The following is a 17356-nucleotide window of genomic DNA, read 5'->3' on the forward strand; positions in this document are numbered from 1 at the left end:
ACGGTCATTTGCCGTCGGCGAATGCACGTGCAGGCTGTGGTTCCGGTCACACGAAGTGACAGATGACGGTCAGCGGTAACGCGTCCACCGCGAGTCGGTGCGCCCGTTCCGGAGGTCGGTCAACCGGCGGTAGAGCTCCGGGCGGACCTGCGGCCGGCTGCGCAGGATCGGCAGCACGCTGGTCGTCAGCTTCAGCTCGCGGATGCCCCGGAGCACGGCGAAGCCGGGCCAGGACGTCACGTCGAAGCCGTACGCCGCGGCGAACGTCCGGTAGCGCACCGGCGGGTCGCCGAACCGCTCGCGGCCGACCGCCAGCGGCGTCAGGTCCCATTCCGGCGGGCCGACGCACGAGGAATCGAAGTCGCAGAGGACCGGGCCGTCCGGGCCCGGGATGACGTTGCCGGGGTAGGCGTCGCCGTGGACCAGGCCCCTGGGCAGCGGAAACGCCAGCTCGGCCAGCTCGGCTTCGAGCTCGGCGCAGCGGTCGAGCAGGAACTCCCGGTCGGCGTCGCCGAGCTCCTCGGCGTCGGACACCCGGGCCCGCACCGCGGCGAACGGCGCCCACTCGGCGAGGCCGGGCGGCGGGGCCAGCGCGTGCACCTGGCGCAGCAGCCGGGCGAGGTCGAGCGACGTCGCGGCCCGGCCGATGCTCGGCACCTGGTGCCACACGGTCACCAGGTGCCCGCCGACCTCCAGCGGCTGCTCGATGCCGTCGACGAGCCGGATCGCGGGGACGCCGTGGTGCTCGAAGTGCCGGGCCACCCGCACGACCGTGCCGACGCGGTGCCGCAGCTGGGTCGAGCCGACGATCCGAATTACGAACGGGGCCGTGACCAGCGCGTACACCGCGTTGTTGGTGAACCGCAGCAGCCGCGCACCCGCCGGGTCGAGGCCCAGCAGCGCGCTGGTCCCGGCCAGCACGACACACAGCTTCTCCGCGGTGAACCGGCCGTCCAAAACCGCGCCGGCGCCTTCGGCGTCAGGCGGCGTAGAAAGCGTGGAGGCGGTCGGCGAGGTCACGGGCGTCGGCGTTGTTGCGGCGGCGCTCGGCCTCTTCCTGCAGCGGCCGCATCCGGTCCTTGACCCGCTCGGACTTGATGCCCTCGGCGCAGTCGATGGCCTTGCCGCCGACCTTGGCGCCGTGGTCGAGGTCGCCGTCCAGCAGGTGGTTGGTGGCGAGCGCGCTCAGCATGAAGGTCTTGGAGCGGGCCATCTCGTCGTCGTAGGACTCGACGGCCCTGGTCAGCGCGGGGATCGCGTACTTGGTGTGCTCGGCGTTCTTCTGCGCGAGGACCGTGTGGACGGTGCCGACCATGGCGTAGACGTCGGTCTCGGTGAAGAACTTCACCCACGACTCGGCTTCGGCCAGGTTGGCGCGCTCGAACTCGTCCTTGCTCCGGCCGAGCAGCTTCACCGCCTGCTCTTCGTTGCCCATCATCGCGTAGGCCCAGGCCTCGTTGGCGCAGAGCACGGAGACGGCCAGCTCGGAACCGCTTTCCTGGGCGGCGATCTGGCCCAGCTGGAACAGCTTCAGCGCGTCGTTCGGGGCGTCCTGGTGCAGGTAGACGCGGCCCATGCGGTAGAGCACGTTGGCCACCAGCGGGTGGTTGTCACCCTGCTTGGCCAGGTCGAGCGCGTTCGCGAAGTGGCCGCGGGCGGAGTCCATCAGCCCGGTGTCGAACGACGTCCAGCCGGCCAGCGAGTGGAGGTCGGCGAGCGCCACGTACAGCCGGTTCTTCACCATGTCGGTGCCGTGCGCTTCGAGCATCTGCTGGCCCCAGGACAGCTGGGCCACGACGGCGTCGCGGCAGAAGCCGCCGCCGTACTGGTAGTCGAGCGCCCGGAGCGCCCGCGTCGCGGCTTCGACCTGGCGGACGTCGGTCATCCCGATGCGCCCGGGCGCCGGCGTCCTGGCCGGCCCGGCCGCCCAGGTGCCCGATTCCGGACCGAACACCGCCGCACCCATCGTGACCTGGGCAGCGTGCGCGAGGAACCTCCGTCGCTTCACGGACTCGTCCTCCTCAGCCTGCTGGCCGTCGGCGGAGCCGACGACCCGTATCGCCGTGGCCTCGTCGTAGGCGAGGCCCATGTACCCACGGGGGACGCCCAGGCCATCGGCGATCCTCGTGAGCACGTCGTAGGCCATGACCTGGCGACCCTTGAGGATCTCCGACACCTCGGACTGGGATTGGCCGGTCATCGCGGCGATCTGGCGCTGCGAGACACCGTGCTTGCGCAGGAGCCGGTACACGGCGCTGATCTCGCGTGACGCGAGAGCCGTTCTCATCTCCGGCTGCTCCCACGCGTCAGCGGGAACTGCGTGGCTCTGCCGGGCTTCGGCACTGCCACCGTTACTGGCGTCCATCGCGCCCCCTCCACTGTCCGGTCGGGCGTCTGTCAAACAGCGTAGGCAAACCTGCGGAACCGTGTGAACAGCCGAACTGGTGCCCTGATCGGTCGGGGCGAAGTTCGCTGACCGCTTACCGTGGAACCGCGCCCAGTCACCGCTATGACGCCGATTCCACCTTCTATCGCACCCGGTTTCACCTCACTGTAGTTGTCAGATCTCCGTCACCGGCCGCACACCGGTAGCGATCACGGAGAGCTACGAAAACCGCAGCGTTGTGACAAGGCGATGTTGCAGAAGGCATCTTCGGAGACTTTCGACAGAGCGGAGAAGGGCGTGGAGTTCGTGGACTCGTTCGCAGGGGGACATGCCGGCACGGCCACCCGCGCCGTGCGGACGGCGATGGTCTCCCCCGCCCCCGCCGTCCGCCCCGTCACCCCGGCCGCCGCGGTGGACCCCCGCACCGCGAGCGTTCGCCACTACGAGGGCGGTCAGCTCGTGTGGCGCGTGCAGTGCGGCGACCTCATCAGCCGCGAGCGTGCGGTGACGGTGTTCGTCGAAGACAACCAGGTGGTACTGGTCTCGCCTCCCGGTGAGACCGCGCGGTTGACGTCCGGCCAGCTCGGACAGCTGCGCGCCGCGCTCAACGAAGCCGCCAAGATGGCGGAAAGGTAACGGTGAGCTGACATGGATCAGGTACTCGGGCAGGTCCTCCGCAACGCGGTCTGGGAGCGCCTCGACATGCTGACCGACCTGGCGAACCGCGCCGACGCCCAGTCGCTCGTCTCGGTCGCGCGTTCCGAACTGCCCCGGCTGACCGAGGCGTGGCGCGCGATGCTGAAGATGCACGAGCCCGACGAGCGCGGCGACTGCCCGACCTGCTCGACCCGGTGGCACCGCTGCAAGGCGCCGTGCTCGGTCTGGCAGGTCGCGCACGAACACCTGGTGGCCGGCGGACTGGCCCCGCAGCAACAGTCCGCGACGGACCGGCGCCTGCAGGGCCGCCGCAAGAGCCCCGTCACGGCCCACCCGGCGCCGCCCACCGCGGCCGAGACCACCGGTCGCCACGCGTTGGTGAACCCGCGCCGAGCGGTCACGGCCTGACCCCCAAGACCGGCGAGCCACGGCCGGCCGATCGCCCCATCGGACCCGTGTCGGCACTCGCCTCGGCCGAGGGCTGTTTCGCCCGCACCCCCGAGCAGCGCGAACCAGTCCTCGGCCAACACCCCGGTCCCCACCGCGATTAATCGAAAAATTTCCGCGTTAGCCCTAGCCCAGGCGGTAATCCCCCGCTAGATTGATCAACACACGAAGCAGCGATCATGCAGGTGATCGCGCTCGTGGCTCGCCGTTGAGCGGCCCCCGAATTCCGCGGGCCGGTGCCGTTGCACTCCCCTCCCCCGACCGGCACCGGCCCGCGGTTCCAACTCCTAGCGCACCGCCTTCACGCGCAGCACGAGCACCGACGCCAGGAGCGTCGCGATCGCCGAAGCCGCGAAGAGCCCCGGATAGCCGCCCAGGTAGGTGAGCACCAGCGGCGTCACCAGCGGGGCCACCACCTGCGGCAGCGAGTTCGCGATGTTGATGATCCCGAAGTCCTTGGCGCGGTTCTGCGCCGCCGGGAGCACCTGCGTCAGCATCGCGAGCGCGACCGCCATGTACGCCCCGAAACCGACCCCGAGCAGCGGGGACGCGGCGAGCGCGACCGGCCAGTTCTGCCAGACGACCAGCAGCAGAGCGGCCAGAGCCATCACCCCGGACGCCAGCAGGACGTACGGCTTGCGCCGTCCGGACTTGTCGGAGAAGTGCCCGGCGAGCGCGGCGCCGGCGACGAGCGCGACGCCGTACAGGCCCATCATGATCAGCAGGCCGTTTTCCGGGTCCGGGTAGTGCACCGCGTCCTGAAGGAAGAACAAGAGGTAGAGCGTCCCGAACGCGTTGCCGAGGTTGATCATGAAGTGGCAGCTCCAGGCCCACGCGAAGTCGGGGTACCTCCGCGGGGAAACCCAGAAGTCGCGCAGCACCTGGCGCAGCACCCACGGCGGGCGGAACTCGACCGGCAGCCGCGCGTCCGGCGTCCGGAGCACGAAGAACGCGGCGCCGACGAGCACGATCCCGGCGCAGACCGCGTAGGCCAGCGGTAGGCCCGCGATACCGAGCACGACGACGACCACGACCGCGCCCAGCACCGTCCCGAGCATCTGCGCGATGCCGACCAGGCCGCCGACCACGGCCAGCTGCTGCACCGGAACGCGGTCGGGCAAGGCCGCCATCAGCGCGGCGAGCATGCCGTTCAGGCCGCCCTGCACGAGGCACCAGCCGGCGATCATCACGGCGACGTTCGGCGCGAGCGCCAGCACCGCCAGCCCGACGGCGGCGACGAGCGCGCCGCCGACGGTCCACGGGTGCCGCCGTCCGAACCGGGAGCAGGTCCGGTCGGACAGCAGCCCGATCGCCGGGTTGGCGACCAGCGCCACCGCCGCGCCGAAGCCCATCACCAGCCCGAGCACGGTTTCCTTGTTCACCTGGTCGAGCAGTTCGGCCTGCTTCGGCAGCAGCACCTGGATCGGCGCGTAGACACCGAGCCACAACGCGATGTTCGCGAAGAACAGCAGGCTCATCCAGCCGGGCCGCACCCGCGTGGTGGGCTCGGCGAGCGCCTCCGGCGGGGTCTCGGTCGTTTCACTCACGCGCCGGCCCGATTCGTTCGCAAGCTCACTCATGCCGCACCAGCTTCCGGTACCAGTGGAACGAGTCCTTCGGCGTCCGCCGCAGGGTCTCGTAGTCGACGTGCACCAGGCCGAAGCGCGGCGCGTACCCCTTGGACCACTCGAAATTGTCCATCAGGGACCAGCAGAAGTAGCCACGGACGTCGACACCGGCGTCCATCGCCTCGCGCAGCGCGACGAGGTGGCTGTGCAGGAAGTCGATGCGTTCGGGGTCGTGGACCCCGCCGTCTTCGGCGACTTCGTCGGCGAAGCTGCAGCCGTTCTCGGTGATCTGGATCGGCGGGAGCTTGTCCTGGTAGCGGTGGTGGAAGTCGAGCAGCAGCTCGCGCAGGGCGTGCGGGACGATCGGCGAGGCGTTCGTCGTCATCGGGTAGCCCTCGATGTCGCGCAGCTCGAAGGGCAGCGGGTTGTCCGGCCCCGGCTTGGCGACCCCCTGCGGCTCGTAGTAGTTGACGCCGTAGAAGTCGAGCGGCTGCGCGATGGTGGGGAGGTCGTCGGCGAACCCGGCGGGGAGGTGCGCGTGCAGCTGTTCGGGGTAGGTGCCGAGCAGCATGGGGTCGGCGTAGAGCCGGTTGAGCAGCGCGTCGAGGTAGTCGGCGGCGTCGTGGGCGTCGTCGTCCGCGGGCCAGATGGGCGAGTGGTTGTTGGCCGTGCCGATGTTCGTGGCACCGGCGGCGCGGAGGGCCTGGACGGCGAGGCCGTGCGCGAGGTTCTGGTGGTGCGCGGTCGGGATGGCGTCGAGCAGGAGGACTTTGCCGGGCGCGTACTCGCCGATGCCGTAGCCGAAGATGGACATGACCATCGGCTCGTTGAGCGGAATCCACAGTTTCACCCGATCGGCGAAGCGTTCCCCGATGATCTGGGCGTATTCGGCGAAGCGCTCAGCGGTCGCCCGGGAGAGCCAGCCGCCCTCGTCTTCGATGGCTTGCGGGGTGTCCCAGTGGTAGAGCGTGACGGCGGGGGCGATGCCGGCTTCGCAGACGGCGTCGATCAGCTTGTCGTAGAAGCCGAGGCCTTCGGGGTTGGGGGCGCCGTTGCCGTCGGGCTGGATCCGCGGCCAGGCGATGGACATCCGGTAGGCCCCGACGCCGAGTTCCGCCATCAGCGCGATGTCTTCCGGGTAGCGGTGGTAGTGGTCGGCGGCTACGTTTGCTTGTTCACCGCGCGCGATCTTGCCCTCGGTCGCGGTGAACGTGTCCCAGATGGACGGTCCGCGCCCACCTTCGCTGGTGGCGCCTTCGATCTGGAACGCCGATGTCGAAACACCCCAGAGGAAGTCGGGCGGGAAGTTCGGGTTCTGCACCGGCTGCTGACCCCTTCGTCAGGGCACCCGTACGGGTGAACATGAAAAGTTCTCATATACTAGGTCGTCACTCGTCCGTGGGGAAGCCCGTCGGCACGATAAAGTCCCAGATCAGACGAGGAGGAGCGCCGTGTCCGACATCCAGGCCGCGAAGGTGCCGGCAGAAGCCACCCCCTTACGCCGCCAGCCGGTCCAGCAGCGAAGCGCGAAGAGGGTCGAGCAGATGCTCGACGCGAGCGCGGCGTTGATCGACGAGCTCGGTTACGACGCGCTGACGACGACGCTGATCGCCAAGCGGGCCGGGGTCGCCGTGGGTTCCCTGTACCAGTTCTTCCCGGACAAGAGAGCGGTCGTCCAGGCGTTGACGGCCCGCAACCTCGAGCGCTTCGTGGGCGCGGTGAACGAGCGCCTCAAGCAGCTGGGGCCGGAGCACTGGTGGGACGTCGTGGACTCGATCCTCGACATCTACCTGGAGATGCACCGCACGGTGCCGGGCTTTTCGAAGGTCCACTTCGGCGACATCATCGACCGGCAGTTGCTCGACGAGACGCGCGACAACAACGCGGTGATCGTGGATTCGCTGACGGATCTGGTGGCCACGCAGGTGGACCGGCCGGTGGAGGATCTGCGGTTCGCGATCACGATCGCGAACGAGGTGGCTGACGCGTTGATGAAGCTGGCTTTCCGGCGGGAGCCGAGCGGGGACGAGAAGATCGTGGCTGAGGCGAAGTACGTGGTTAAGGGGTATCTCGCGGCTCGGTTCGGGGAGCGGTCTTAGCTGTCCACAGGAGTTGTCCACAGTTCGGTGTAGCTGTGGACAACGTTGTGGTTCCGGGGTGGGTTGTCGGTGGGGGCCGATAGACTGGACGTGGGGACGCCCCCAGGGAGGGCGGGGGAGTTTGTCCGGGCCCTGGCGGCTGCGGCGCACATGCCGGACCGCGGCGATCGCAACGCTGAAGCAGAACCGGCACACCGCCCAGACCTCCCCGCAACCCCGATCCGAAGCCAGAACACGGCCGGCAGTGCCGGGTCAAGGCATCTTTCCCGCCTTGACGCGGTACTGCCGGCCGTAGTCACAATCGGGCTTCGGGGTGGCGGGCACCGAGCCGCGAGCGACGCACGAACGGCTGGTGGATGAGCGCCCAGTAATAGGGTCACCCGGGCTGGGGGCGGCGGGGCGACCCGCGGGCTACAACAGTCCTGATCATGCGGGACGGGAGCTGGTGTGGGGGCAGTGGTCGACGAGTTGGCGCAGGTGCTCGGGCCACCGGACATCGATCCGGTACCCGTCCACTGGGTGGCGGTCGAGCGGCAGCTGGGGCTTGCGCTTCCGGGTGACTACAAGACCTTCGCTGATCGCTATCCCGCCCTGTTCGTCAACGAGTACCTGCGCCTCAACCGGGAGCAGTGCTCCTGACTCACCGAAGGGCAGCCCGAAGACTTCCTGCTCGCCTCCTGCCGCGGCGAGCTGGCGCACGACTTCTACGGTGAGCTCACCGGGCCACTGAACAAGATCGATTTCTTCCGCTGACTCAGCCGAAGTTCTGGTGCTCGCCGCGGTAGGTGGGGACTGTTCGCTCGACTCGGTCGCCCATCACCAAGTGGTAATGGGTGAACCTCTCCGCCAGCTCCCCCGCCTTCGCGTGACGCAACCAAACCCGGTCGCCCAGCTGCAGATTTCGGGCCGCTCGGCCCGTTACCGGGGTCTGGACTTCGCCCGCTCCCTCGAAGCCGAGGAACTTCAAGCCCGTCGGCAGGTACGGCGTCGGCTGGCGGGAAGGTCCCGTGGGGCCTGAGGCGATGTAGCCGCCCGAGTAGAGCGTGGCGATCCTGCGGGTCGGGCGGCGGACCACCGGCAAGGCGAACAGCGCCGCCGGGCGGGGCTTGAACCTTGTGTAGGCGTCGAAAAGCGTGGGGCCGATCAAGCCCGAGCCCGCCGCTATCTCCGTCACCACCGCGTCCGCGCCCGTGGACTCCAGGCTGCCCGTTCCGCCTCCGTTGACGAACTCCAGGGGCGTCACCGCCTGGACCGCGCGGACCGCGGCGCCGCGGCGGCGGGCCAGCTCGGCCGCCGATCGGCGTTGCATCCAGCCCACCACTGCCCTCTTCGCCCGGTTGCCGGACGCGTCACCGAGGCCGGCGATCTGGCCCTCGTACGCCATCACGCCCACCAAGCGGAAGCCCGGGCGGGCCAGCACCTGCTGGGCGAACGCCGCCGCCTGCTTGGGGGTGAAGATCGGGGACCGGCGCGTGCCGACGTGGATGCCCGGCAGGGGGCGCCAGGATGCGTCCAGCTCCAGGCACACGCGGATCTCCGGGTGGCTGTGGCCGAGCGCCGCGTCCACCAGGTCGAGGTGCTCCGGCGAATCCACCATGATCGCGATCGCCGCGCGAGCCTTCTCGGATGCGGCCAAGCGGCGGAGGGCTTCGTGGTCGGCCGTCGGGTACGCGACGACGATGTCATCGGTCGTGCCCAGCTCCGCGTGCCAGATCGCTTCCGCCAGCGAGTAGCACATCAGGCCCTCGAAGCCCGGCATCATCAGCGCCCGCTCCAGCAGCACCCGGCACCGCACCGACTTGCTGACCACGCGGATCGGCTTGCCCGCCGCGCGGCGGCGGAGGTCGGCGGCGTTCGCGTCGAAGGCCGCCAAGTCGACCACGGCCAAGGGTGGATCGAGGTCCTTGGTCGCCAAGTCGTACACCGTCGCACTGGTCACGAGGTCTAAAGTACGACACGAAGGCTTGAAACGCGAATACTATTCACTTACTGTTTCGGGCACTCACGGATGAAGGGTGCGCGCGCATGACCCGGTGGACCAACTGGGCGGGCACGGCGTCCGCCTCGCCGCAGCACGTTCACCAGCCGCGCACCGCGGCCGAGATCACGGCGACGGTCGCGAGCATCGCCGCGGCCGGCCGCACCGTGCGGCCGTGGGGCAGCGGCCACTCCTTCACCGCCATCGCCGTCGCCGACTCCGACGCGCTCGACCTGCGGCACTGGACCGGCGTCGAGCGGGCCGACCTCGAGACCGGGCACGTCACGGTCCGCTCGGGCACCACGCTCCGGGAGCTCAACGCTGCCCTCGACGCGCTCGGGCTGGCCATGACCAACCTCGGCGACATCGACGCACAGACCGTGGCCGGCGCGATTTCCACCGGCACGCACGGCACCGGCGCGAAGCTCGGCGGCCTGGCCACCCAGGTCGTCGCGCTCGAACTCGTCCTCGCGGACGGCTCCGTCGTCACTTGCTCGGCCGAGGAGAAGCCCGACCTCTTCGCCGCCGCCCGCGTCGGGCTGGGCGCGATCGGCGTGCTGACGACGGTGACGCTCCAGTGCGAGCCGTCCTTCGTCCTCCGAGCTCAGGAACGACCGGAGCCGCTCGAGCAGGTCCTCGAGGGCTTCCACGACTTCGCCGACGAGAACGAGCACTTCGAGTTCTACTGGTTCCCCTACGGCAAGAACGCCCTGGTCAAGCGCAACAACCGATGTGAGACGGCCGAGCCGCTGAGCAAGGTGCGCGAGTTCGTCGACTACCGGATCATGGAAAACGTCGCCTTCGGCGGGCTCTGCCGGACCGGACGACTGATGCCGAAGCTCGTGCCGTCGCTCGGCAGCTTCGCGTCGAACGTCCTCTCCGCTCGCGAGTACAGCGACATCTCACACCGGGTCTTCGTCACCGCGCGCAACGTCCGGTTCACCGAAACGGAATACGCTGTTCCACGTGAATCAGTGCTCGACGTGCTCGCCGAACTACGCGCGGTAGTCCCGACGCTGAAGGACCCGGTGATGTTCCCGGTCGAGGTGCGGGTCGCCGCCGCCGACGACATCTGGCTGTCGACCGCGCAGGGCCGCGACTCCGCCTACATCGCCATCCACCAGTTCACCGGCATGCCCTACCGCGAGTACTTCAGCGCGTTCGAGAAGATCGCCGGCGCGGTCGGCGGCCGCCCGCACTGGGGCAAGATGCACGACCTCGACGCCGGCGTCCTCCGCTCGCGCTACCCGCACTTCGACGACTTCCTGCGCGTGCGCAAGGAAACCGACCCGAACGGGGTCTTCACCAACACCTACCTGGACCGGGTGCTCGGCCCGGCTTAGAACAGCGCCGACACCGATTCGCCGTTGTGGATCCGGCGGATCGCCTCGGCCATCGCCGGCGCGATCGAGAGGATCTTCAGCTTCTCGGTGCGTTCCTCCTCGGGCACCGGGACCGTGTTGGTGCAGACGATCTCCAGCACCTCCGGCCGGCTGCCGATGCGCTCGATGGCCTTCGCCGCGAACAGCCCGTGCGTGCAGGCGACGCGGATCGACCGGGGGTGCAGCTCGGCCAGCCGGTCCAGCAGCTCCAGCACCGTGCTGCCCTTGGCGATCTCGTCGTCGAGCACGATCACGTCCCGGCCGATGATCTCGCCGATCACGGAGGTGATCTGGACGCGGTCGTCCGGGAAGCGTTCCTTCGCGCCGGCCGCGACCTGGACGCCGAGGAGCCGCGCGAAGTGCGACGCCTCCTTCGCGTTGCCCAGGTCGGGCGAGACGACGGTGGCGCGCGAAAGGTCGTACTGCCGGAAGTGCTTGGCCAGCTCCTGCAGCGCGTGCAGGTGGTCCACCGGGACGCTGAAGAAGCCGTGGACCTGCGGCGAGTGCAGGGTCATCGCGAGCACGCGGCTCGCGCCGGCCGTCACCAGCAGGTCGGCGACCAGGCGGCCGCCGATGGAGATGCGCGGCGCGTCCTTCTTGTCCGAGCGCGCGTACGAGTAGTGCGGCATCACGGCGGTGATGCGCGACGCCGAGGCGCCGCGGGCCGCGTCGAGCATCAGCAGCAGCTCGACCAGGTGCTCCTGCACCGGTTTGACCAGTGGCTGGATGATGAAGACGTCCCGCTCGCGGCAGTTCGCCTGCAGCTGCACCTCGAGGCAGTCGTTGGCGAACCGCTGGATCTCGACCGGCCGCAGTGGCACGCCGAGGTGCTGGCAGATCTCTTCGGCGAGCTCGGGGTGGGCGCCGCCGCTGAAGACGGCGATCTCTCTCGATGCCTGGGTGATCACAGCGCCGCGATCGCCTCGCCGATGGCTTCCTCACCCGAGATCAGCTCCAGGGTGCGGTGCACGGAAGCGGGCGTTTCGAGCAGGCCGACGAGCACGGCGGCGACGTCGTCGCGCGGGACCGGGCCGCGACCGGTCTTCTCGGCGAGCAGCACCAGGCCGGTGCCGGGGTCGTCGGTGAGCTGGCCCGGCCGGAGGATCGTCCAGTCGAGGTCGCGGGCCTTGAGGTCGTCTTCCGCCGCGCGCTTGGCGCGCAGGTAGTAGCGGAACTCCTCGCTGACGTCGGGGTTGTCCGGGTTGTCGGCCCCCATCGAGCCGACCTGGACGTGCCGCCGGACGCCGACCCGCTCGGCCGCTTCGGCGAACAGCGCCGCGGCCCCGCGGTCCACAGTGTCCTTGCGAGCGGTGCCGCTGCCCGGGCCCGCACCGGCCGAGAAGACCGCCGCGTCGGCGCCCTTCAGGACCTCGGCGACGGCGTCCACAGAGGAATTCTCCAGGTCGAGCACGACGGCCTGGGCGCCGGCGGCCTCGAGGTCCGCCGCGTGGGCGGGATTCCGGATGATCCCGACCCCTTCGTCACCGCGCGCGGCGAGCAGCCGCTCCAGCCGCAGCGCGATCTGACCGTGTCCACCCGCAATGACGACTCGCATGGAGCCGACCTTAGTGCGAAGCGGGCGCCTCTGCGGTCCGGAGCAGGTGGTCGTAGACCAGCTCGTTGACCAGGCGGGAGATCGGGTCCTCCGCCAGCACGACGCGCTCGGTGCGGCCCTCGAGGTCGAGGTCGACGACCGCGTTCGGGTCGGCGGTCACGACGGCGAGGCCGTACGCGCGGGCGCGGGGCAAGCAGTTGCCGACGTAGTCCTCGGTCAGCACGGCCGGGGACGGGAGGACCATCGCGGCCTCGCCGTAGCGGGCGAACGGAACCGCGGAGGCCATCGCGGTGCGCCAGTGGCGCGCGACGGCCAGGACGCCGACGATCTCGGCGGCCGGGGCGGGGGCGGTTCCGGCCAGCTCCGGCCAGGTCCAGGTGTCGACGGTGGCGCGGTCGGCCACCGGGCCGGCACCCATCGCGATGCGTTCGGCGTGCACGTCGGTGCGCAGCTTGGCGACCACGCAGACCTTGCGGCCCAGGATCGTGGTCTCGGGGAGGACGATGCCGTTCCAGCCGAGCTGGGCGGCCGCGGTGCGGGCGAGCTCGTCGACGCTCGCGGGGAGCTCGATCGGCGGCACCACGCGGCTCGGCATCGACCGGCTGCGCTTCGCGCCACCGGCGACCGTCGAGCGCTCGGTGTTCTGAGGTGTAGCCGCCACGAGTCCGCCTCCTTCTAACCCTGCACCGCTTCGTGACCGGGGGAAACCGGCACCTCACCTGTCTAACAGCGCGGCGGCGCGGCGTCGCCGGGTAGTGCGAGTGGCTGCGATCGGCGGCGCTCAGCGGTCGATGACCGGTCGGTAGGCGGTCATCGGACTTCGGTCGAACGGTGCGGCCAACCGAGTGATCGCGGGGTGAGTGGCACTACCGTCCGGCTACAGGCGACTACCCGCGGCACGAACGGCCAAACCCGCCACGACTAGCCCGTTCGGCTCAACCAGGGCCCGATCCACAGTGGACGCGGGCCGCTGAGCTGCGGATGTCCGCCGTCACCCACATGGCGGTGACTTGCGCCGCAGCGATCACGCGCCCGCGAGGCTAACGTTACCCACCAGTCACTTAGCCGCCGCCGTGGAGGACCGATGCGCTCCCCGAAGGACTTCTTCGCCCCGCTCGCCCTTGGCGCGCCCGCCCCGGTGCGCGAGATCCCGGTGACGCCGTCCCGGATGATCCACTTCTTCGACCCCGGCAACCAGAAGATGGCGGCGAAGGTGCCGGACATCGCGAAGAAGGTCGACGTCCTGCTCGGGAACCTCGAGGACGCCGTCCGCGCCGACCGCAAGGAGGCCGCGCGCGCCGGGCTGGTCGCCATCGCCAAGGCGAACGACTTCGGGAAGACGCAGCTGTGGACGCGCGTCAACAGCCTGGACTCGCCCTGGGTGCTCGACGACCTGGTCACGCTGGTCACCGAGATCGGCGACAAGCTCGACGTGATCATGGTGCCGAAGGTCGAGGGCGCGCAGGACATCCACTACGTCGACCGGCTGCTGGCCCAGCTCGAGGCGCGCGCCGGGCTGACGAAGCCGTTGCTGGTGCACGCGATCCTCGAGACGGCGAGCGGCGTGGCCAATGTGGAGGAGATCGCCGGCGCGAGCCCGCGCATGCAGGGCATCTCCCTCGGCCCGGCCGACTTGGCCGCTAGCCGTCGCATGAAGACGACCCGGGTGGGCGGCGGGCACCCCGGCTACCTAGTGCGGACCGATCCCGTCGGCGAGGACCTGACCGAAGGCCGCACGACGTACCAGCAGGACCTCTGGCACTACACGGTCGCGCGGATGGTGGACGCCTGCGCGATGCACGGGATCCTGCCGTACTACGGGCCGTTCGGGGACATCCGCGACGTCGTGGCCTGTGAGGACCAGTTCCGCAACGCGTTCCTGCTCGGCTGCGTCGGCGCGTGGAGCCTGCACCCGGTGCAGATCGACATCGCGAAGAAGGTGTTCTCGCCTTCGCCGTCCGATGTGGCCTGGGCGCGCCGGGTGATCGCCGAGATGGGTGACGGCACGGGCGCGGTGATGATCGACGGGAAGATGCAGGACGACGCGTCGGTGAAGCAGTGCCGCGTGGTCGCCGAACTGGCCGACGCCCTCGCGGCGGACGACCCCGAACTCGCGGCCGCCTACGACGCCGCCACCAAGGAGGCCCTCGGATGACCACGCCCCGCCGTTCCGTTCTCTACATGCCCGGCGCGAACGAAAGAGCGCTGGAGAAGGCCAAGACGATCCCGGCGGACGCGCTGATCCTCGACCTCGAGGACGCCGTCGCCCCCGACGCCAAGGAAGCCGCGCGCGAGCGGGTGTGTGCCGCGGTCGGTTCGTACGGCTCGCGCGAGGTGACGATCCGCGTCAACGGCCTGGACACCGAGTGGCACGACGCCGACCTGCGCGCGGCTGCGTCGGCGGGGCCGGCCGCGGTGGTCGTGCCGAAGGTGAACTCGGCGGCCGAGGTGCACAACATCGAGCGCGCGCTGGAGCTGGGCGGGGCCCCGGACCACACGAAGATCTGGGCGATGGTCGAGACGCCGGTCGCGATGCTGCACGCGGAGGAGATCGCGGCGGCGTCCGAGCGGCTGACCGTGCTGGTGATGGGCACGAACGACCTGGCCAAGGAGCTGCACGCGGAGTTCGTCCCGGGCCGCGGGCCGCTGCTGGGCGGGCTGTCGCTGTGCCTGCTGGCCGCGCGCGCGACCGGCCGCGTCATCCTCGACGGCGTCTACAACGACGTGAAGGACCTGGCCGGCTTCGAAGCCGAGTGCGAGCAGGGGCGGCAGTACGGCTTCGACGGGAAGACGCTGATCCACCCGGCCCAGGTGGAGCCGTGCAACCGGATCTTCGCGCCGTCGGAGGAGGAGATCGACCGATCGCGGCGGATCATCGAGGCGTTCGAGGAGGCGAAGGCGTCCGGGAAGGGCGTGGTGACGGTGGACGGCCGGATGATCGAGAACCTGCACGTCGACAACGCACGGCGGGTGCTGGCGCTGGCCGAGGCGGTCAAAGGCTGAATCCCGGTGGCCGGGCGACCCACCAGGCGGTCGCGCAGCCACTGTGACCCATGGCACTCTTTGCCCTCCGGTCTTGGAGGGCGACGTGAGCCAGACAAAGGGCAGCACCGACAACGCGGTGACCGGGTCTGCCGAACAGATCGTGCAGGCCGGCTCGGTCAGCGGCGACATCCACGTGCACGCGGCCAGTTCGGCATCGCTGCCTCGACCACGGCAGCTGCCGCCCGAGGTCACGCACTTCACCGGCCGGGAAGCCGAACTCGGCGAACTGGATGCCCTGCTGAGCGAGCCGTCGGCCCAGCCGCCGTCGGCGGTCGTCGTCTCCGCGATCGCCGGGGCGGCGGGGATCGGCAAGTCGTCCCTGGCCGTGCACTGGGCCCATCTCGCCGAAGCACGGTTCCCGGATGGGCAGCTGTTCACCAACCTCCACGGCTACGACGCCGGCCCACCTCTGACCGCAGCCCAAGTCCTGGATTCGTTCCTGCGCGCACTCGGGCTGCGCGGAGAGCAAATTCCCCGGGATCTCGACGCCATGGCCGGTACGTACCGGTCGCTGCTCGCCGGGCGACGGATGCTGATCGTGCTCGACAACGCCGCGACGCCTGAGCAGGTTCGTCCCCTGCTGCCCAACAACCCGGCGTGCCTGGTCCTGGTCACCAGCCGCAGCCGTTTGTCGGGGCTGGTAGCCCGCGACGGCGCATACCGGATCACCCTCGACGTACTGGCGCCGATGGAGGCACATTCCCTGGTCCGAGACATCGTCGGCCACGACCGGGCGGACCGGGAGCCGCCCGCCGTCGCCGAATTGGCCCAGCGCTGCGCCCGCCTGCCGTTGGCGCTGCGCATCGCGGCCGAGCGTGTTGCCAGCCGCTCCGAGCTCACGCTGGACGACGTCGTTCGCGACCTGGATCTCGCGGAGAACCGGCTGGACATGCTCGCCGCCGATGACGACGAAGCCGCTGCCGTCCGCGCGGTTTTCTCCTGGTCCTACCGCACCCTCACGGCGAAAACCGCACGGATGTTCCGCCTGCTCGGACTCCATCCCGGTCCCAGCATCAGTGTCGCCGCGGCGGCTGCGCTCGACGGTTCGACGACGGCCGAGGCGAAGCGGCAGCTCGAAACGCTGGCCGGCGTGCACCTGCTCGCCCCGGCCGGACGGGATCGGTACCAGTTCCACGACCTGCTCCGCGCCTACGCCACCGAACTCGCCACCACGGACGAACCGGAGCGGCAACGGTACGAGGCCACCCGGCGGTTGTTCGAGTGGTACCTCCACTCCGCCCACGCGGGACTGTTCGTTTTGTTCCCCCAGCACCCGGAGATTCCCGTCGAGCCGCTGAAACCGGACTGCGTACCGCTCACCTTTGCGGATGCCGATGCGTCGGTGCGGTGGTTCACCGCCGAACACGCCAATCTGATGGCCATCATCCGGCACGCACCCGAGGCCGGCCAGCACGTGGTCGGATGGCAGCTCCCGAACGCCTTCGACTGTTTCCTCGGCGATTCGCATTTCCTCGCCGACCAAATCGCCGTGCACCAGCTCGGGCTCGCCGCCGCCCAGCACCTCGGCGACCAGCTCGGCGAATGCTGGGCGTACGGACACCTGGGCGAGGCTTACGAGGCAGCGCAGCAGTACAGCGAAGCCATCTCGTGCTACGAGAAGCAACTGGCCATCGCCGTGGAGACAGGGAACCTCTTCTCGCAAGGGTGCGCTTTGGGCGATCTCAGCAACACCCACATCGAGCTTCGTCGCTTCGAAGAGGCAGCCGACTGTGCCCGACGCGCGCTGAGGATCTATCGCTCAATCGGCCACCGTCGCAACGAGGCGGTGACCTCGGTTTCTCTGGGCAAGGCGCTGCACGGCTTGCGGCAGTCCGACGAAGCACTCCTCCACGCACACCACGGACTAGCCATCTTGGAAGAGATCAGGGCCGGGCGAGGGTGGGCCCTGCGAGGCATCGGAATGATTCACGCCGAGCTTCGCCAGGACGAGCAGGCGATCGACTACCTGCAACGGGCGGTCGCTGCGTACCGAGAGGGACCGCTCAGCCAGGTCGCACACGGCGAGACGCTCGTCGACCTCGGTTCCGTCCTGCATCGCCTCGGGCGGGTGGCCGAAGCACGTGACTCCTGGCAGGAAGCGGTCGAACTCCTCGCCGATCTCGCCCCCGCGCAAGCTGCCGATGTCCGAGCACTGCTGCTCGCGCTCGACACCACCGACCAGGAAATTCCGCCATCGTCGCGTCCCTGAAGTGCATCCGGGGGCTGAATCCCGGTGGCC

The 17356-nt window shown here is 69.8% G+C and carries 16 protein-coding genes; 8 read left to right on the top strand and 8 right to left on the bottom strand.

Annotated features, from left to right (window positions below):
* Positions 1–69: 69 nt before the first annotated feature.
* Together ABZX11_RS00770 and ABZX11_RS00775 are read right to left on the bottom strand one after the other, a co-directional pair.
* A complete protein-coding gene (locus tag ABZX11_RS00770) occupies positions 70–957 on the bottom strand; it encodes an aminoglycoside phosphotransferase family protein (RefSeq protein WP_354909187.1) in 888 nt (295 codons plus the stop codon).
* Positions 958–979: 22 nt separating this feature from the next.
* Positions 980–2365, bottom strand: coding sequence for a helix-turn-helix transcriptional regulator (locus tag ABZX11_RS00775; protein WP_176173769.1), 1386 nt, complete (start codon positions 2363–2365; stop codon positions 980–982).
* Positions 2366–2683: 318 nt separating this feature from the next.
* Between ABZX11_RS00775 and ABZX11_RS00780 the strand changes: the two genes are divergently transcribed.
* Positions 2684–3022, top strand: coding sequence for a hypothetical protein (locus ABZX11_RS00780; RefSeq protein ID WP_176173770.1), 339 nt, complete (start codon positions 2684–2686; stop codon positions 3020–3022).
* Between the two features lie 12 nt (positions 3023–3034).
* Positions 3035–3451 carry a hypothetical protein gene (locus tag ABZX11_RS00785; protein ID WP_176173771.1) on the top strand — a complete coding sequence of 139 codons (417 nt, stop codon included), beginning with the start codon at positions 3035–3037 and terminating at the stop codon, positions 3449–3451.
* Between the two features lie 326 nt (positions 3452–3777).
* Here ABZX11_RS00785 and ABZX11_RS00790 read toward each other — a convergent pair whose 3' ends face one another.
* Positions 3778–5037, bottom strand: coding sequence for an MFS transporter (locus tag ABZX11_RS00790; protein WP_354909189.1), 1260 nt, complete (start codon positions 5035–5037; stop codon positions 3778–3780).
* Positions 5038–5062: 25 nt separating this feature from the next.
* A complete protein-coding gene (locus ABZX11_RS00795; protein ID WP_354908620.1) occupies positions 5063–6379 on the bottom strand; it encodes a GH1 family beta-glucosidase in 1317 nt (438 codons plus the stop codon).
* Positions 6380–6509: 130 nt separating this feature from the next.
* Between ABZX11_RS00795 and ABZX11_RS00800 the strand changes: the two genes are divergently transcribed.
* Both ABZX11_RS00800 and ABZX11_RS00805 read left to right on the top strand, forming a co-directional pair.
* Positions 6510–7157, top strand: coding sequence for a TetR family transcriptional regulator (locus tag ABZX11_RS00800; protein ID WP_176173773.1), 648 nt, complete (start codon positions 6510–6512; stop codon positions 7155–7157).
* A gap of 456 nt (positions 7158–7613) precedes the next feature.
* The gene (locus tag ABZX11_RS00805; RefSeq protein ID WP_354908622.1) at positions 7614–7796 is read left to right on the top strand and encodes a hypothetical protein; all 183 of its coding nucleotides are present in this window, start codon (positions 7614–7616) and stop codon (positions 7794–7796) included.
* Positions 7797–7911: 115 nt separating this feature from the next.
* Here the strand turns inward: ABZX11_RS00805 and ABZX11_RS00810 are convergent, their stop codons facing one another.
* A complete protein-coding gene (locus ABZX11_RS00810) occupies positions 7912–9096 on the bottom strand; it encodes an amino acid deaminase/aldolase (protein WP_354908624.1) in 1185 nt (394 codons plus the stop codon).
* 86 nt (positions 9097–9182) lie between these two features.
* Between ABZX11_RS00810 and ABZX11_RS00815 the strand changes: the two genes are divergently transcribed.
* Complete coding sequence (locus ABZX11_RS00815; protein ID WP_354908626.1) at positions 9183–10478, top strand: D-arabinono-1,4-lactone oxidase; 1296 nt, start codon at positions 9183–9185, stop codon at positions 10476–10478.
* Here the strand turns inward: ABZX11_RS00815 and ABZX11_RS00820 are convergent.
* Genes ABZX11_RS00820 through ABZX11_RS00830 form a run of 3 tightly spaced genes read right to left on the bottom strand, consistent with a single transcriptional unit; the run spans position 10475 to position 12733 of the window.
* Entirely contained in the window at positions 10475–11425 is a 951-nt protein-coding gene (locus ABZX11_RS00820) for a ribose-phosphate pyrophosphokinase (protein WP_354908628.1), read from the bottom strand. The two genes, ABZX11_RS00815 and ABZX11_RS00820, sit on opposite strands and share 4 nt — an antisense overlap.
* A complete protein-coding gene (locus tag ABZX11_RS00825; protein ID WP_354908630.1) occupies positions 11422–12072 on the bottom strand; it encodes an SDR family oxidoreductase in 651 nt (216 codons plus the stop codon). The genes ABZX11_RS00820 and ABZX11_RS00825 overlap by 4 nt, the downstream gene beginning before the upstream one ends.
* Before the next feature lie 10 nt (positions 12073–12082).
* Positions 12083–12733, bottom strand: a complete 651-nt coding sequence (locus ABZX11_RS00830) for a hypothetical protein (RefSeq protein WP_176173779.1) — start codon at positions 12731–12733, stop codon at positions 12083–12085.
* 423 nt (positions 12734–13156) lie between these two features.
* On the opposite strand from ABZX11_RS00830, the gene ABZX11_RS00835 reads away from it, so the two are divergent.
* The 3 genes from ABZX11_RS00835 to ABZX11_RS00845 all read left to right on the top strand — a co-directional run bounded on the left by ABZX11_RS00835 (position 13157) and on the right by ABZX11_RS00845 (position 17326).
* On the top strand, positions 13157–14227 hold the full coding sequence (locus ABZX11_RS00835; protein WP_354908633.1) for a CoA ester lyase: 1071 nt from the start codon (positions 13157–13159) through the stop codon (positions 14225–14227).
* Positions 14224–15075 carry a CoA ester lyase gene (locus ABZX11_RS00840; protein WP_354908636.1) on the top strand — a complete coding sequence of 284 codons (852 nt, stop codon included), beginning with the start codon at positions 14224–14226 and terminating at the stop codon, positions 15073–15075. Before ABZX11_RS00835 ends, ABZX11_RS00840 begins: the two co-directional genes overlap by 4 nt.
* An 85-nt stretch (positions 15076–15160) precedes the next feature.
* Positions 15161–17326: a tetratricopeptide repeat protein gene (locus ABZX11_RS00845; RefSeq protein WP_354908639.1), complete on the top strand. Its 2166-nt coding sequence runs from the start codon at positions 15161–15163 to the stop codon at positions 17324–17326.
* The last annotated feature ends 30 nt before the right edge of the window (positions 17327–17356 follow it).

The organism is Amycolatopsis sp. NPDC004169 (genome assembly GCF_040610315.1).
GTDB lineage: Bacteria > Actinomycetota > Actinomycetes > Mycobacteriales > Pseudonocardiaceae > Amycolatopsis.

Excerpts from the sequence above, each read along its gene's own strand:
- ABZX11_RS00785 (WP_176173771.1), top strand. The coding sequence starts at position 3,035 with ATGGATCAGGTACTCGGGCAGGTCCTCCGCAACGCGGTCTGGGAGCGC.
- ABZX11_RS00815 (WP_354908626.1), top strand. The coding sequence starts at position 9,183 with ATGACCCGGTGGACCAACTGGGCGGGCACGGCGTCCGCCTCGCCGCAG.
- ABZX11_RS00840 (WP_354908636.1), top strand. The coding sequence starts at position 14,224 with ATGACCACGCCCCGCCGTTCCGTTCTCTACATGCCCGGCGCGAACGAA.
- ABZX11_RS00775 (WP_176173769.1), bottom strand. The coding sequence starts at position 2,365 with ATGGACGCCAGTAACGGTGGCAGTGCCGAAGCCCGGCAGAGCCACGCA.
- ABZX11_RS00825 (WP_354908630.1), bottom strand. The coding sequence starts at position 12,072 with ATGCGAGTCGTCATTGCGGGTGGACACGGTCAGATCGCGCTGCGGCTG.
- ABZX11_RS00835 (WP_354908633.1), top strand. The coding sequence starts at position 13,157 with ATGCGCTCCCCGAAGGACTTCTTCGCCCCGCTCGCCCTTGGCGCGCCC.